Genomic DNA, 14,026 nt, shown 5'->3' on the forward strand with positions numbered 1-14,026 from the left:
AGAAGACTTTTTGGCTGTATCGTAATTCTTCTCCTTATCTTCCAAGCAGTTGCTTGCTGGATTTAGCACCTTGGTCATAGAAAATAGATTTCTACTACACCGGTTGCTGAGGCTTCACAGGGCCAGTCCCTCTGCCTCTCTTGATAAGAAAGCAATATGAACATGTCAATGAATTGAACTTCCATCAACTGTAACGAAAAATGCAGAAATAATCAATGGAAAATTTGAAATTTATCGAAAATTTATAAATTGGACATCAATCGGCAAATCGGCCTTGCGCATAAGAGAAATCACCTCTTGTAAATCATCTTTATTTTTCCCAGTCACACGCACTTGGTCATCCTGAAATTGTGATTTCACTTTGATGCCAGACTGTTTGATAAGCGCGTTGATCTTTTTGGCGTTGTCTTGATCAATCCCGCTGATCAGCTTCGCACGCTGGCGTACTGTACCGCCTAGGGCATGCTCAGTTTTCCCGTAATCGATGTTTTTAGTTGGAACATTTCGTTTGATCAGCTTTGTCACAAGCACATCTTTTAACTGCTCAAGTTTGAAGTCATCATCAGAAATGAGGACAAGCTCTTCTTTTTCGAGAGAAATATCACTTTTACTTCCTTTAAAATCATAACGGTTTTTAATTTCTTTCAGTGCTGCTTGAACAGCGTTTTGCACTTCAGGCAGTTCAACCTTCGATACAATGTCAAATGAGCTTTCTTTTGCCATCACACATGACCTCCAAGTTTAGATATTGCGTCTATTTTATCATGCAAATAGCAGAAGAAGAAAACTTTATCAAAGAGTAAAGCCTCCAGCCGTATAAATCGTGTCCAGTTTGTCCACTTTAGCTAACAGAACTAGAGATGTTCATGCAGGAAGAAGTATAGTAGAATAGAGTGAATCAAAAGATGAACGAACGCTCTTTTATGGGCAGATAGGAAGGAAGAGAACATGAGACCAGGTGAGCAACTGACCTTGCAAATAGAGAATGAAATGGAATACGGCTACTTTTTGACAGACGGTGAAGATTCGGTCCTCTTACACCGCAGTGAAATGACAGAAGATATTGGTGACCGAGATGAAATAGAGGTCTACTTATATGTAGATCATGAAGAAAGACTCGCTGCCACGATGAAAATACCTACAATTAACGCACATACATACGACTGGGTAGAAGTCGTGGACGTGGTAGAAGACATGGGCGCATTTGTTGATGTTGGGCTGTCAAAGGATGCACTTGTTGCAACAGAACACCTCCCGCCTTTTGAGGAAGCATGGCCGAAAAAAGGAGACAAACTCTACTGTATGCTGAAAGTCACAAGCTACGGCAGAATGTTCGCAAAACCAGCCACAGAAGACGTGATCAGTGAATTGTTCACAGAGGCACCAGAAACCTTAATGAACAAAGAAATCACTGGAACAATCTATCGTTTAATTGCGACAGGTTCTTTTATGCTGACAGATACAGGCGTGCGTGGGTTTATTCACCGCACGGAACGAAAGGAAGAGCCACGATTAGGATCGACCGTGACAGGACGCGTCATTGCAGTGAAAGAGGACGGAACGGTGAACGTTTCTCTGCTTCCTAGAAAACAGGATGCACTATCTGTCGATGCAGAAGAAATTTTAACCTATATGAGAACAAGAAACGGCGCCATGCCTTATGGGGACAAAAGTGATCCAGAGGACATCCGCGAAAGATTTCAAATGAGCAAGGCAGCCTTTAAACGAGCACTAGGTCATCTCATGAAAAATGATTTAGTTTACCAAAAAGAAGGCTGGACATACGAGAAAAAGTGAGCATTTGCTCACTTTTTTATTTTTGTCTTAAATAATGGATTTTTTCTGTGAAAAAAGTCATGAAAAACCTTCACTAATCATTGAAACAACGCCTCTCGAATCCGATAAAAAAGGAGTAAGGATGATAAAAGGAGTGTGTTTTTGGATGAAAGTGAAGATTTCATTACTTCTGATGGCAGCCATGCTTATGGTGCTCGCCGCATGCGGTAATCAACAGGAGGGGGCGCCAAAATCAACTGCGAAGCATATTGGCGTTATGCTCACAGATGATGGTCTTGGTGATCAATCATTTAACGATTCATCATTTAAAGGATTAGAAAAAGCACGTGATGAGCTTGGCATTGAATTTGATTATAGAGAAATTGCAGAAACTGATACATATGAAAAAGGGCTGACAGAACTCGTAAAAGATGGAAATGATCTTGTCATTGGTGTAGGTTTCAGTATGCAAGAAGACCTGGAAAAAGTCGCAAAGAAATATCCGAAGAAGCAGTTCCTTTTGATCGATGCTGTATCTGAGCTGAAAAATGTGACTTCTGTGACGTTTAAAGAAGAGCAAGGCAGCTATTTAGCGGGAGCACTTGCTGCGATGACAACGAAAAGCGATGTCATTGGATTTGTTGGGGGTGTTGACGCAGATGTCATTCATCGTTTTGAAAAAGGATTTCAAAAAGGCGCCAAATCAGTCAATCCGAAAATCAAGATCTTATCCACCTATGCCGGTACGTTTAGTGATGCAGGCAAGGGTAGTAAAATAGCCAAAGACATGATCAAAAAGAAAGCAGACGTTTTATATGCCGCAGCCGGTTATACAGGTGTCGGTGTATTAAAAGAAGCGCAGGCGCAGGGTAAATATGCCATTGGTGTAGACAGCGATCAGTACTATACTGCTGAAAAAGCGGTCATTTCGTCTATGGTGAAAAAAGTCGATGAAGTGGTCTATCAATTCAGTGAACAGCTCGTCAAGAACAATCAAATGAAAAGCGGTCATGTTGTCTATGACTTAAGCAATGATGGAATCGATATGGCAAAAATCCGGATCCTGAAAAATGCTGAGACACTGACCAAAAAATTAAATGGGCTGAAGCAGACGCTTCTAAAAGAAGAGGGGGACGCATCATGAGCTTACGCGTCAAAATTTTACTTAACTCACTTATTTCACTTCTTTTAGCAGTTGGCGTCATCGCCTTTATCATTGTCAGCATGACAAAGATCCAATCATCAAATGAGACAGATGTGCAAACCTTATTAAACGTACAAAAAACGAAGGCAAGCTTTGAAAGTGTCGAGCAAGCCATGACCAATTATTCGATGACACTCTCAGATGAACAGCTAGAGATCGTTCAAAACGATATTTCTACAGCAAAAAAGCAGCTGCAAACGCTAAACAAACATGCAGGAAATATGAACAAAGAGGCATTAACAAGGTTAAATTCAAAATATGACACTTGGACCAAGGAAGCAAACAACGCCATTGGTGAAAAAAACGCATCGGATGCAAGACGTGTGGCAGCAAGAATTGATGGCGTTTTAAACGATGTGCATACGATGAATAAAAGGGCAGAAGAAGCGTATAAACAAAATCTAGAGGCTGCAGCAGACAATGTCCAATGGATTATCACAAGTGCACTCGTCTCAGCCCTCACACTGATTGTCATTGCCGTCTTTTTGAATATTGGATTAACGCGATCCATCGTGACACCCATTAAATCACTATCCTACAGAGCAAAGCAGATCGCAGAAGGCAATCTTGCTGTGGAGCGGATGGATATTCAGCGCAAGGATGAAATCGGCGGCTTGAATGAATCCTTTAATCAAATGACAGATCAGCTGATTAGTCTGATTAAAGAAATCAGCAATGTCTCAAGCCGAGTAGAGACATTCTCGATCCACCTGAATGATGAAAACAAAAAGATGATGGAGTCTGCGAATCAAGTATCTGTTTCGACAGACGAAATGGCTAATGGATCACAAGCGATTTCAGAAGATCTCCAGCACGGCGTCAGCCTGATTGAGAAAATGGACCAGCATGGACGTAAAAATTCCGAACGCTCACAAACGGTCATCCGCAGTACAGAGGATGCCATCGAAGCCGTAGAAAGCGGAAAGCACACGTTAACAGAAACAAAAAAAGCGATTGAAAAAAATACTCATGCGACGAGACAAATCGAAGAATCAGCAGGAGAATTCACGCAATACGCCAGCGGAATCTCGGCCATGGCCAAAACGGTTTCTGACATTGCGGACCAAACAAACCTGCTTTCCTTAAACGCAGCCATTGAAGCGGCAAGAGCAGGCGAAGCTGGAAAAGGCTTTGCTGTTGTAGCGGATGAAATTCGCAAGCTTGCCGATGAATCGTCTAATGCAACAAGACAAATCTTTGACATGGTCAGTCATATTGAAAGAGGCATTCAATCCATTAGTCAAACTGTTCAAGAAGGGGTCAAGCTTTCACTTCAGCAGCAGGATGCGATGGACAAAACCTCACACTCCTTTGAAGATATAGAAACAAAAGCGCAGCATATTAAACAAGAAATGGCGGTCTTAAATGACCAAATTATGCAATCAACAGAACTTGGCGGACAAGTACTGCACTCGATTGAAAATATTAGTGCAGTGGTAGAAGAAACAGCAGCTGGCAGCGAAGAAATTTCTGCCTCAGCCAATGAACAGCTGCAATCGTTCCATCAAATGAACAAACAGGTCGAAGAATTGATGAGTATGACGGCGAGGTTAAATGAAACCGTGCAGCGATTTAAACTTTCATAAGAAAAGCACCCTTCCCGTGTTATGTCAGGGAAGGGTGCTTTTTCTGATCATTTGCCTGTAAAAAAGATCGCAAGCGTACTAGGTCCTGAATGGGACCCAACAGCGGCGCCGATGATCTGAATATCAATTTCCTTTGGATGAAATTCGGCTTCGATCAGCTGTTTCATGTCTTCCGCCAGTGCAGGATCATCACCATGACTAATACCAACGGTTTGGTTCGACCAATCCGTTCCGCGTTCTTTCATTAGTTCAATAATGCGCTTCAGCAGCTTTTTACGTCCGCGGATTTTTTCAAGCGGGATGAGTTTTCCATCTTCGACATGTAAAATGGGCTTAATGCTTAACAAACCGCCAACAAATGCGGACGCTTTACTGATTCTTCCGCCTCTTGCTAAATACGATAAATCGTCTACAGTAAAAATATGTTGTAAAGATTCACAAAAATGCTTTACAGACGTTTCAATTTCTTGTATTGTATTTCCGTCAATGGCAAGTGATTGAGCGTGTTTGACAGCAAGCCCATAGCCGAGTGAAGCGCATTTAGAATCAATGATTCGTAAATCAAAATCAGGGTATTCTTCCTTCACTTCGTTTGCCATCATCACAGCTGTCTGGTATGTACCTGAAAGCTCTGATGAAAAAGCGACATAGATAGCAGATGTATGGGTTTGAGCGGCAGAAACAAAGGTTTCCTTGATCCGGTTTGGTGAAGCCTGTGACGTTTTTGGACTGGCTCCTTGTCTCATCGCATCAAATACTTGTTTTGGTTCAATGGTGATCAGATCCTCAAATTCCTGCTCGCCAAGTAACACGCGGAGCGGAATGAGCGTTATGTTATGTTCATCATAATAAGAAAGAGGCAGATCAGCAGCACTGTCTGCTATGATATGAACAGTCATATAAATCCCTTCTTTCTAAAAAATAAGCCATATTTTACATCTTTTTAGCCTAACTATATCATAGAAATCATCTTTTCGTGTTCAAATTCTAAATTTTAGGGAAAACCATAGAGAGAATGGTAAGTGGAGGAATGACAACATGTTCATTGGAGAAGCAAAAAAACTCATTGTCGTCGTTATTGGTGCATTACTCAATGCGATTGGACTGAATTTATTTTTAATCCCAGCTGACGTATATGCAAGCGGTTTTACAGGGGTAGCCCAGCTGTTATCCAGCTTAATCGATCAATATGCGCCATTTTATGTATCAACAGGGATTCTATTATTTATTTTAAACATTCCAGTCGGCATTTTAGGCTGGATGAAAGTTGGCCGTTCCTTTACTTTGTACAGCATCATCAGTGTTGCACTGACGACCATTTTCCTTGGCATTTTACCAGAAACGAGTGTTTCCCACGATATTTTATTAAATGCTGTGTTTGGCGGTGTCATATCCGCAGTAGGGATTGGGATTACGCTCAAATACGGGGCATCGACAGGCGGACTAGACATTGTTGCTATGGTTTTAGCTAAGTGGAAGGATAAACCAGTTGGCACGTATTTCTTCATTTTAAATGGAATCATCATTTTTACAGCAGGATTATTACAAGGTTGGGAGAAAGCATTATATACCCTTGTCACATTATATGTGACCACAAGGGTCATTGATGCCATCCATACAAGACATGAGAAGCTGACCGCGATGATTGTCACGAAGAAAGCAGATGAAATCAAAGAAGCCATTTACGGAAAAATGGTCAGAGGCATTACGACTGTACCTGCAAAAGGCGCATTCACCAACGAGCAAAAGGAAATGATGGTGATCGTTATTACAAGGTATGAGCTTTATGAACTTGAACAAATTATTAAAGAAGTCGATCCAAAAGCCTTTACAAATATTGTGCAGACAACCAATATTCTTGGATTTTTCAGACGAGATTAAAAGGTGGGTAGCAGATGAAAAAAGGGTTTGTGCTTCTTCTCATTCTATTGGTTTTAGCCGCTTGTGGACAACAAAAAAAGGATGAACCAGACAAGGAGGTATCCGGTCAAATGGGAGAAAAAACGGTTGAGCTCACAGTAGACCCCGTCCAGAAAGGTTCTTCAGTTCAATTTAACATGTCACTGAAAAATGAATCAGATCGAGATTTTGAATTTACTTTTAACACAAGCCAAAAATTCGAGCTTAGTGTGTATGACGAAAACGGGAATGAACAATACCGCTATTCGAAAGACCGTATGTTCACACAGGCCATCCAAACTTTTGTGCTGAAAAAAGGCGAGGCCTATGATTTTCAAGATACATGGTCAAACGGTGTAAAGCCCGGAACATACGAAGCAGTCGTAACGTTTAAAGGAAAAGCAGAAGGGCTGAAACAAATCACGGAGAAGAAAACATTCCAAGTCAAATAAGCGAGGGAATCAGAAAAAGCTGTCCACATTAGGTGAACAGCTTTTTTTATGTTAGAGATCATCGAGCAAGTCTTGGAAGGTATGCAGCTGGTTTCTTTCTGCATCTGTCGAATTGGCAAATGCAGAGGATACGGCATTTTTCGCTCGCTTGACTGCCTGCTGACGCTCTAACCCAGATGAAAATGAAGAAGTAAGAGCTTCTTCAGTAAACGATTTGGCTTGATCAAAAAGTTCGTTTCTCACAATGAACCTCCAGAAGCATCAGTCTTCATATTCCCTCTGTCTGACGCTTCTTCAAGTGTCGAACGATAAGGAAAACGTGCGTCATGAAGACTGACTGAATCTTTACCTTGTTGTATAAAGCGTTTCGATTTGCTTCTTTTACCCATTCGGAATCCGCCCCTTTACACAAGCTGACAGGACAACCTGTCTAACGGTAGTATGCCCGCTTCCATCTGCTATGTATGAATGGAAAAATTAAAGCGAGAAGTAATTCGTTAGAAACTTTGCAATCCCGTCTTGTTCATTTGTATCAGTGACTTCATTTGAGACACGTTTCACGGCATCAATTCCGTTGCCCATTGCTACACCGCATCCAGCAAATTCAAGCATTTCTAAATCATTGTCTTCATCTCCGAATGCCACAATCCGCTCCTTAGGAACACCGTAATAATCACTGATCTTTTGCAGTCCAACGGCTTTGTTCATGCCTGTTTTAATGATTTCAATCACGTGCCACGGGGCAGCCCAGCGCCTGTGATCAATCACTTCTGCATGAACATCTGATAAATAGCTTCGAATGGCTCCGACGTCCTCTTCTTTTGCATGAATTAACACGCTCGTCACATTCTCTCCAAGGTTGTCCCTAAGGTCTCCAACAGTGACTTTGTTTGCATTCATATTAAAGATATCAATGAGTTTTTCATCATGATAATGGAAATACAAATCGTCTAACACTTCAGCTAAGACATTATGCACTTTATATTCTTCACTAATGTCTACAAGCTGTTTGACTACTTGAAGATCAAGTGACGTATGAAATCTGCCCCATTTTTCATCAAGAGGATGATGGACAAACGCTCCGTTAAAATTCACAATGGGTGAATCAAGCTGTAATTGCTGATAATAAGGAGAGCTGGAACGAAATGGCCGGCCTGTTGATATACAGACGTGATGCCCGCTGTCTCTCACTTTTTGAATGACGTCAAGTGTATGCGCAGAAATGGTTTTATCATCTTTTAATAATGTGCCATCCAGGTCAAGTGCGATTAGATAAGGTTTAGTCTCCATAAAATCTCCTTTGATCTGTAAGTGATAGGAGGCAATTCATGTTAGCGCCTCTTTCTATAGTGTATCTTTATCACATCTTTGTTGTCTACATGTTAAAATAAACAAAGACGGGAATGATAAAGGAGGATTCATAGGCTGTGATCACCATTGATGAGCAAATTACGCGCGATATTCCATTTTTACATATCGTAAAAGCTGAAAATAAAGACAAACCGCTGCCGCTTGTATTTTTTATCCACGGATTTACAAGTGCACGTGAGCATAATTTACACTTCGCCTTCCATTTGGCGGAAAAAGGCATGAGAGTCATTTTGCCTGACTGTGCTTATCATGGTGTAAGATCAGAAAACCTCAGCTTAGAGGAACTGGCATCAAAGTTCTGGGAAATTGTCCTGAACGAAATTCGTGAAATCGATATACTCAAAACATACTTTCAAGAAAAACAATTGATTGAAGCCGATCTGATAGGCGTTGCGGGTACATCCATGGGCGGCATCACCACCTTTGGTGCACTTGCCAAGCATGATTGGATCAAAGCCGCTGTCAGCTTGATGGGAAGTCCAAACTATACGACATTTCTAAAAGCACAAATCATGGACATGCGTCACAAAGGGTTGATGAAAGACATTACAGACGAAGAGGTTCATCTGCAATTAGACGCTCTGCGCCCATATGATTTAACGCTGCAAACAGATCGATTAAACAAAAGACCGCTGTTATTCTGGCATGCAGAAAACGATCCTGTCGTCCCTTACCGGCACGCAAAAACTCTATATGATGAGTTAGTAGCCACACAATATAAGCAGGATCCGCATCTGATTCGTTTTATCACTGATGGACAAGCTGGACATAAGGTCTCAAGACAAGCGATGTTCGAAACGATTGACTGGTTTGAGACACATCTGAAAAGCACAAACGTTTAGTCATAAGAAAAAGTACGTTATACTAATGGAAAAAGGAGTGGATATCATGGATGAAGCATTGAAAGAAAATATTTTAGGCGCCCTAGAACAGGTGATTGACCCTGAGCTGAATGTCGACATCGTCAACCTTGGACTTGTCTATGATGTCGATCTTGATGAGAATGGAAAAGCGGATATCACCATGACCTTAACATCAATGGGTTGTCCTCTTGCACCAATTATCGTAGATGAAGTCAAAAAAGCATTAAGTGATCTTCCAGAAGTAAAAGAAACAGAAGTTCACATCGTATGGAATCCCCCTTGGACACGAGACAAAATGTCAAGATACGCAAAAATCGCGCTCGGTATTCAATAAGCACAAAATGAAAAATGCCTGGTATGAGTTAAACTCATGCCAGGTTTTTTTATGAAAAATTAAGGTGGAGGAAGAGAGTAGCTTGATATAATGGATGTAATTTTATAGAACGGAGTACCTATCATGAAACAAAAATGGCTATGGATCGTTCTTTTGATCGTATATGCTGCTGCATTTCTTATATCAATCACTATACGAGAAGGCCAAGTACACAAAAAAAAGGATCTTGAGGCTTTTACTGATGTCAGTCATCTCATGCCTGTCAAAATCAAAAAAGTTGTTCAAGGGAAAGAGATAGACACGTTAAAAGAAGTATTGAAAGAAGCAAAAGCTAAACACCTGCCGATTTCTATTGCCGGAAAACAGCATAGTATGGGCGGCCACACATATTATGAAAACGGCATCGTGCTCGATATGACGGAATTCCGCCAGATTTTAGCGTTTGATCCAAAAAAGAAAACGATTCGGGTTCAAAGCGGTGCTACATGGGATGATATACAAAAATATGTGAATCCATATGGCCTAGCTGTGAAGGTGATGCAATCGCAGAATATCTTTACAATTGGCGGATCTTTAAGTGCAAATGCACATGGACGTGACATTCGCTACGGGTCACTCATTGATACGGTACGTTCTTTTAGGCTGTTAAAAGCAAATGGTGAGATTGTCACAGTAAAGCCAGGTGATGATTTGTTTTCTGCGGTCATTGGGGGATACGGATTGTTCGGTGTCATTTTAGATGCTGATCTTTCTTTAACAAAAGATGAATTATATAAAATGGAGACAACCTCTCTAGATTACGATGAGTATACGGATTATTTTCAAAAGCATGTCAAACACAATAAAGAAGTACGCATGCATCTTGCCAGAATCTCAACAGCAAAAACAAACTTTTTGAAAGAAATGTATGTGACGAATTATTCCCTCTCTTCAGATCAAAAAAACGAATCATATCAAGAGCTGAAAGAAGATCAACTCGTTATGCCATTGAAATTTATGCTCGGCCTTTCCAGGAGATTTGATATGGGGAAAGATCTGCTCTGGAATTTGCAAAAGAAGTATTTCCTAAGTCAAAATGATCAGCTGATCACAAGAAACAATGTGATGCGTTCTGATTCTGCCTTTTTGGAATATAAAAATGAGTCAGACACAGATGTGCTGCAGGAATATTTCGTCCCAGTTGACCGTTTTCGTGCGTACATCGATGACATGAGAGCCTTTTTACAACAGGAAGATTTGAATCTAATGAATATCACAATCCGCTACGTTCAAAAAAATGAAAAAGCGGATCTCTCATATGCGAAACAAGATATGTTTGCCCTTGTGCTTTTAGTGAATTACGGGTTCGAAAAAGAAGAGAAGGCGGAAGCAGAGCGGATCATTCGAAAAATGACAGATATCACGCTGCGGCACGATGGAAGCTATTACTTACCGTACATGCCTTATCAAACGAAGGCGCAAATGAAGCGGGCTTATCCTAAAACCGATGTATTTTTCCAAAAGAAAAAACAAGCAGATCCAGATGGCACGTTTACCAACTACTTTTATGAGAGGTACAATACAAAATGAATGCAAAAGCAATGAAATGGTTCGTCTACTCTCAAAGTCTGCTGTTTTTCGCCAGCAGTTTGATATTCCCCTTTTACATTCTTTTTATTAAAAATGTTGGATCAAGCTATTCACAGTTTGGACTCGCCTATGGTCTGTTTGGTTTAAGCGGTGCGTTTATTCATTTACTTTTAGGAAAACTGCCGGAAACCACCGACAGGCGGCTCTTTTTAATCATTCATTCGTTCGGTATGGCGTTTCTTTTGCTGCTTTTTCCGCATATAACAGAAGTGGAGCAAGTGTATATCATTCAGCTTGCACTTGGTGCGCTGGGCGGCTTTCAAAAACATGGGGAGAAACTGCTTGTCACTGATCTGACAACAAAGAACAAAAGAATGAAAGAAGTCGGTCACTATCATTTTTGGACAGCCCTATTTTCATCCATTGCCATTATGCTTGGCGGCCTGTTTGCTGATTTCTTTACCGTTTACTTCATTTTTTATGCAAGCTCCATATTATATTTATGCAGTGCACTCATGGTCCTCTATATCAAAAATGAAAGATAAATCCGCATGTCTCATGAAGATATGCGGTTTTTTTGTTGAAAAAAAATGAAAACAAATATTAAATATACAATTGAATTAATTTTTATACATGTTATAATGTTAAATAATTTCACAAAGATCAAGAGGGTGTATTGACGTTGAAAATAGGTATTATAGGTGCTACAGGGTACGGTGGTGCGGAATTGGTTCGTATCTTCAAGCATCACCCGCATGTGGAGGAATGTATATTGTATTCATCAAGTGGTGATGGGCAATCATACAGTCAATCTTATCCGCATCTGACAAACATGACTGACCAAACATTAAAAGCCATTGACCCGGCTGCCATTGTGCAAGAGACAGATGCTGTGTTTTTAGCGACACCAGCAGGCGTATCTAGTGAACTGACACCAAAGCTGATGAATCAAGGAGTGCCGATCATTGATTTATCAGGTGATTTGCGCATTCAAGATGGAGCAACCTATGAAGCTTGGTATAAACGAAGGGCAGCGGATGCAGCATCTGTCCAGCAAGCGGTGTACGGTTTATCCGAACTGAATCGTGACAAAATTCAACAGGCTGAAGTGATTGCCAATCCGGGCTGCTTTCCTACCGCAGTTCTTCTCGGTTTAGCACCGCTCATCAAACAGAATGTCATCGATGAATCCATGATTATAATAGATGCAAAAACAGGGGTGTCCGGTGCCGGACGATCTGCCTCACTTGGCACGCATTTTTCAGAACTAAACGATAACTTTAAAATTTATAAGGTGAATGAGCATCAGCATACGCCAGAAATAGAGCAAATATTAAGAGAATGGAATCCGCAGACGGCGAACGTCACATTTTCTACGCATCTTGTCCCGATGACAAGAGGGATTATGGCGACGATGTATACACAATTAAAAACAGAAGCCACAAAAGAAGAATTGATGAAGCGAATGAAAGACTTTTATGAAGATTCCTATTTTGTCAGAGTGAGAGATCACGGCGTTTATCCACAAACGAAAGAAGTATACGGCAGTAACTTCTGTGATATTGGCTTTCATTTAGATGAGCGAACAGGGAGACTGACAATCGTGTCGGTCATAGACAATCTCATGAAAGGCGCGGCCGGCCAAGCGGTTCAAAACTTCAACATTATCAAAGGCTTACATGAAGAGGCGGGCCTCACAATGACACCTCTTTATCCATAAGAGAACAGGGGAGACAACAAACATGATCGAATTGAATGAAAAAAGCATTGTCAAAATAGACGGTGACGTATCATCACCAAAAGGCTTTGAAGCAAAGGGGATTCACATTGGCTTGCGCTATTCAAAAAAAGACCTTGGCCTCATCGTCAGCGAAGTACCAGCAGCAAGTGCAGCGGTCTACACACAAAGTCACTTTCAAGCTGCGCCTCTCAAAGTCACACAACAAAGCTTAAAAAAGACAGGACAATTAAAAGGTGTCATTGTCAATAGTGCTATCGCCAATGCATGTACTGGTGAGCAGGGAATAAAAGACGCATACGACATGCAGGCAGCCTGTGCAGATATGTTAGGTGTAGCACCTGATTACATTGCTGTTTCTTCTACTGGTGTCATTGGGGAATGTCTGGAGATGGATAAAATCAAAAAGGGCATCGCCGATTTAAAAGAAGCAAAAGCCGAAAAAGGCCATTTTGAAGAAGCGATCTTAACGACAGATACTGTCATTAAAAATACAGCATACACTCTTACGATAGACGAAAAAGAGATTATCATTTCAGGCGCAGCAAAAGGCTCTGGCATGATTCACCCGAACATGGCGACAATGCTTGGCTTTGTCACAACAGATGCAAATGTTGAACAGGAAGCCTTACAGCAAGCGCTTCGTGACATTACGGATGTGACCTTTAATCAAATTACCGTCGACGGAGAAACTTCGACAAACGATATGGTGCTTGTGATGGCAAATGGCATGGCACAAAACGATGTACTCAATGAAGAGCATCCAGAATGGCCATTGTTTAAAGAAGGATTAAAACTTGCTTGTGAGGATTTAGCCAAAGAGATTGCGAGAGATGGAGAAGGCGCAACAAAATTAATTGAAGCGAAAGTCGCTGGTGCTAAAAATAACTTGGAAGCCGGCATCATTGCGAAAAAAATCGTTGGTTCAAGTCTTGTTAAAACTGCCGTATATGGTACGGATGCCAACTGGGGCCGAATCGTTGGAGCCATTGGTCATAGCGCAGCTTCCGTCACACCGGAAGAGGTAGAAGTCTATTTAGGCGGACAATGTTTGTTCAAACGCAATGAACCGCAGCCATTCTCAGAAGAGGAAGCAAAAGCATATCTAGAAAAGGATGAGATTACGATTTTCATTCAAATGAGTGAGGGGAATGGTGAAGCAGCAGCATGGGGCTGTGACCTTACCTATGATTATGTGAAAATTAACGCGAGCTATCGCACATAAAGAAGGAGA

At 41.1% G+C, this 14,026-nt stretch carries 16 protein-coding genes and 1 riboswitch; of the genes, 11 read left to right on the forward strand and 5 right to left on the reverse strand.

Features of this window, described 5'->3' with window-relative positions:
• Positions 1–31 precede the first annotated feature (31 nt).
• Positions 32–150: riboswitch (SAM riboswitch) on the reverse strand.
• Positions 151–231: 81 nt separating this feature from the next.
• Complete coding sequence (locus MHB69_RS05295) at positions 232–723, reverse strand: YajQ family cyclic di-GMP-binding protein (protein ID WP_012009527.1); 492 nt, start codon at positions 721–723, stop codon at positions 232–234.
• Positions 724–948: 225 nt separating this feature from the next.
• Between MHB69_RS05295 and MHB69_RS05300 the strand changes: the two genes are divergently transcribed.
• From MHB69_RS05300 to MHB69_RS05310, 3 genes are all read left to right on the forward strand, one after another.
• Entirely contained in the window at positions 949–1,797 is an 849-nt protein-coding gene (locus MHB69_RS05300) for a S1 RNA-binding domain-containing protein (protein ID WP_342496065.1), read from the forward strand.
• 145 nt (positions 1,798–1,942) lie between these two features.
• Positions 1,943–2,920, forward strand: a complete 978-nt coding sequence (locus tag MHB69_RS05305; protein ID WP_065214218.1) for a BMP family ABC transporter substrate-binding protein — start codon at positions 1,943–1,945, stop codon at positions 2,918–2,920.
• Positions 2,917–4,566, forward strand: a complete 1,650-nt coding sequence (locus MHB69_RS05310) for a methyl-accepting chemotaxis protein (protein WP_041117103.1) — start codon at positions 2,917–2,919, stop codon at positions 4,564–4,566. The genes MHB69_RS05305 and MHB69_RS05310 overlap by 4 nt, the downstream gene beginning before the upstream one ends.
• Before the next feature lie 47 nt (positions 4,567–4,613).
• Here MHB69_RS05310 and MHB69_RS05315 read toward each other — a convergent pair whose 3' ends face one another.
• Positions 4,614–5,465 (reverse strand): DegV family protein, encoded by an 852-nt coding sequence (locus MHB69_RS05315; protein ID WP_024425073.1) that lies wholly within the window; start codon positions 5,463–5,465, stop codon positions 4,614–4,616.
• 139 nt (positions 5,466–5,604) lie between these two features.
• On the opposite strand from MHB69_RS05315, the gene MHB69_RS05320 reads away from it, so the two are divergent.
• Positions 5,605–6,447, forward strand: a complete 843-nt coding sequence (locus MHB69_RS05320; RefSeq protein WP_024425072.1) for a YitT family protein — start codon at positions 5,605–5,607, stop codon at positions 6,445–6,447.
• A gap of 14 nt (positions 6,448–6,461) precedes the next feature.
• Complete coding sequence (locus MHB69_RS05325; protein WP_024426502.1) at positions 6,462–6,917, forward strand: BsuPI-related putative proteinase inhibitor; 456 nt, start codon at positions 6,462–6,464, stop codon at positions 6,915–6,917.
• Between the two features lie 51 nt (positions 6,918–6,968).
• Here MHB69_RS05325 and MHB69_RS05330 read toward each other — a convergent pair whose 3' ends face one another.
• The 3 genes from MHB69_RS05330 to MHB69_RS05340 form a co-directional block, all read right to left on the reverse strand.
• On the reverse strand, positions 6,969–7,160 hold the full coding sequence (locus MHB69_RS05330) for a DUF3813 domain-containing protein (RefSeq protein WP_024425070.1): 192 nt from the start codon (positions 7,158–7,160) through the stop codon (positions 6,969–6,971).
• Positions 7,157–7,306: a hypothetical protein gene (locus tag MHB69_RS05335; RefSeq protein WP_024425069.1), complete on the reverse strand. Its 150-nt coding sequence runs from the start codon at positions 7,304–7,306 to the stop codon at positions 7,157–7,159. The genes MHB69_RS05330 and MHB69_RS05335 overlap by 4 nt, the downstream gene beginning before the upstream one ends.
• Positions 7,307–7,394: 88 nt before the next feature.
• On the reverse strand, positions 7,395–8,207 hold the full coding sequence (locus MHB69_RS05340; protein ID WP_024425068.1) for a Cof-type HAD-IIB family hydrolase: 813 nt from the start codon (positions 8,205–8,207) through the stop codon (positions 7,395–7,397).
• Positions 8,208–8,344: 137 nt separating this feature from the next.
• Here MHB69_RS05340 and MHB69_RS05345 point away from each other — a divergent pair, with 137 nt between their 5' ends.
• From MHB69_RS05345 to argJ, 6 genes are all read left to right on the forward strand, one after another.
• Positions 8,345–9,130, forward strand: a complete 786-nt coding sequence (locus MHB69_RS05345; RefSeq protein WP_034282104.1) for an alpha/beta fold hydrolase — start codon at positions 8,345–8,347, stop codon at positions 9,128–9,130.
• A gap of 46 nt (positions 9,131–9,176) precedes the next feature.
• Positions 9,177–9,485 carry a metal-sulfur cluster assembly factor gene (locus MHB69_RS05350; RefSeq protein ID WP_024425066.1) on the forward strand — a complete coding sequence of 103 codons (309 nt, stop codon included), beginning with the start codon at positions 9,177–9,179 and terminating at the stop codon, positions 9,483–9,485.
• 123 nt (positions 9,486–9,608) lie between these two features.
• Entirely contained in the window at positions 9,609–11,054 is a 1,446-nt protein-coding gene (locus MHB69_RS05355) for an FAD-binding oxidoreductase (RefSeq protein ID WP_335370569.1), read from the forward strand.
• The gene (locus MHB69_RS05360; protein WP_034282100.1) at positions 11,051–11,599 is read left to right on the forward strand and encodes an MFS transporter; all 549 of its coding nucleotides are present in this window, start codon (positions 11,051–11,053) and stop codon (positions 11,597–11,599) included. Before MHB69_RS05355 ends, MHB69_RS05360 begins: the two co-directional genes overlap by 4 nt.
• Before the next feature lie 137 nt (positions 11,600–11,736).
• Positions 11,737–12,774, forward strand: coding sequence for an N-acetyl-gamma-glutamyl-phosphate reductase (gene argC / locus MHB69_RS05365; protein ID WP_061109663.1), 1,038 nt, complete (start codon positions 11,737–11,739; stop codon positions 12,772–12,774).
• Positions 12,775–12,796: 22 nt separating this feature from the next.
• The gene (argJ, locus tag MHB69_RS05370; protein WP_061109664.1) at positions 12,797–14,017 is read left to right on the forward strand and encodes a bifunctional ornithine acetyltransferase/N-acetylglutamate synthase; all 1,221 of its coding nucleotides are present in this window, start codon (positions 12,797–12,799) and stop codon (positions 14,015–14,017) included.
• Positions 14,018–14,026: the final 9 nt, after the last annotated feature.

It is taken from the genome of Bacillus sp. FSL K6-0994 (genome assembly GCF_038630815.1).
Lineage (GTDB): Bacteria > Bacillota > Bacilli > Bacillales > Bacillaceae > Bacillus > Bacillus safensis.

Bases quoted from the DNA above. Each gene is read 5' to 3' on its own strand.
- MHB69_RS05295 (WP_012009527.1), bottom strand. From the start codon at position 723: ATGGCAAAAGAAAGCTCATTTGACATTGTATCGAAGGTTGAACTGCCT.
- MHB69_RS05300 (WP_342496065.1), top strand. From the start codon at position 949: ATGAGACCAGGTGAGCAACTGACCTTGCAAATAGAGAATGAAATGGAA.
- MHB69_RS05305 (WP_065214218.1), top strand. From the start codon at position 1,943: ATGAAAGTGAAGATTTCATTACTTCTGATGGCAGCCATGCTTATGGTG.
- MHB69_RS05310 (WP_041117103.1), top strand. From the start codon at position 2,917: ATGAGCTTACGCGTCAAAATTTTACTTAACTCACTTATTTCACTTCTT.
- MHB69_RS05315 (WP_024425073.1), bottom strand. From the start codon at position 5,465: ATGACTGTTCATATCATAGCAGACAGTGCTGCTGATCTGCCTCTTTCT.
- MHB69_RS05320 (WP_024425072.1), top strand. From the start codon at position 5,605: ATGTTCATTGGAGAAGCAAAAAAACTCATTGTCGTCGTTATTGGTGCA.
- MHB69_RS05325 (WP_024426502.1), top strand. From the start codon at position 6,462: ATGAAAAAAGGGTTTGTGCTTCTTCTCATTCTATTGGTTTTAGCCGCT.
- MHB69_RS05335 (WP_024425069.1), bottom strand. From the start codon at position 7,306: ATGGGTAAAAGAAGCAAATCGAAACGCTTTATACAACAAGGTAAAGAT.
- MHB69_RS05340 (WP_024425068.1), bottom strand. From the start codon at position 8,207: ATGGAGACTAAACCTTATCTAATCGCACTTGACCTGGATGGCACATTA.
- MHB69_RS05350 (WP_024425066.1), top strand. From the start codon at position 9,177: ATGGATGAAGCATTGAAAGAAAATATTTTAGGCGCCCTAGAACAGGTG.
- MHB69_RS05355 (WP_335370569.1), top strand. From the start codon at position 9,609: ATGAAACAAAAATGGCTATGGATCGTTCTTTTGATCGTATATGCTGCT.
- MHB69_RS05360 (WP_034282100.1), top strand. From the start codon at position 11,051: ATGAATGCAAAAGCAATGAAATGGTTCGTCTACTCTCAAAGTCTGCTG.
- argJ (WP_061109664.1), top strand. From the start codon at position 12,797: ATGATCGAATTGAATGAAAAAAGCATTGTCAAAATAGACGGTGACGTA.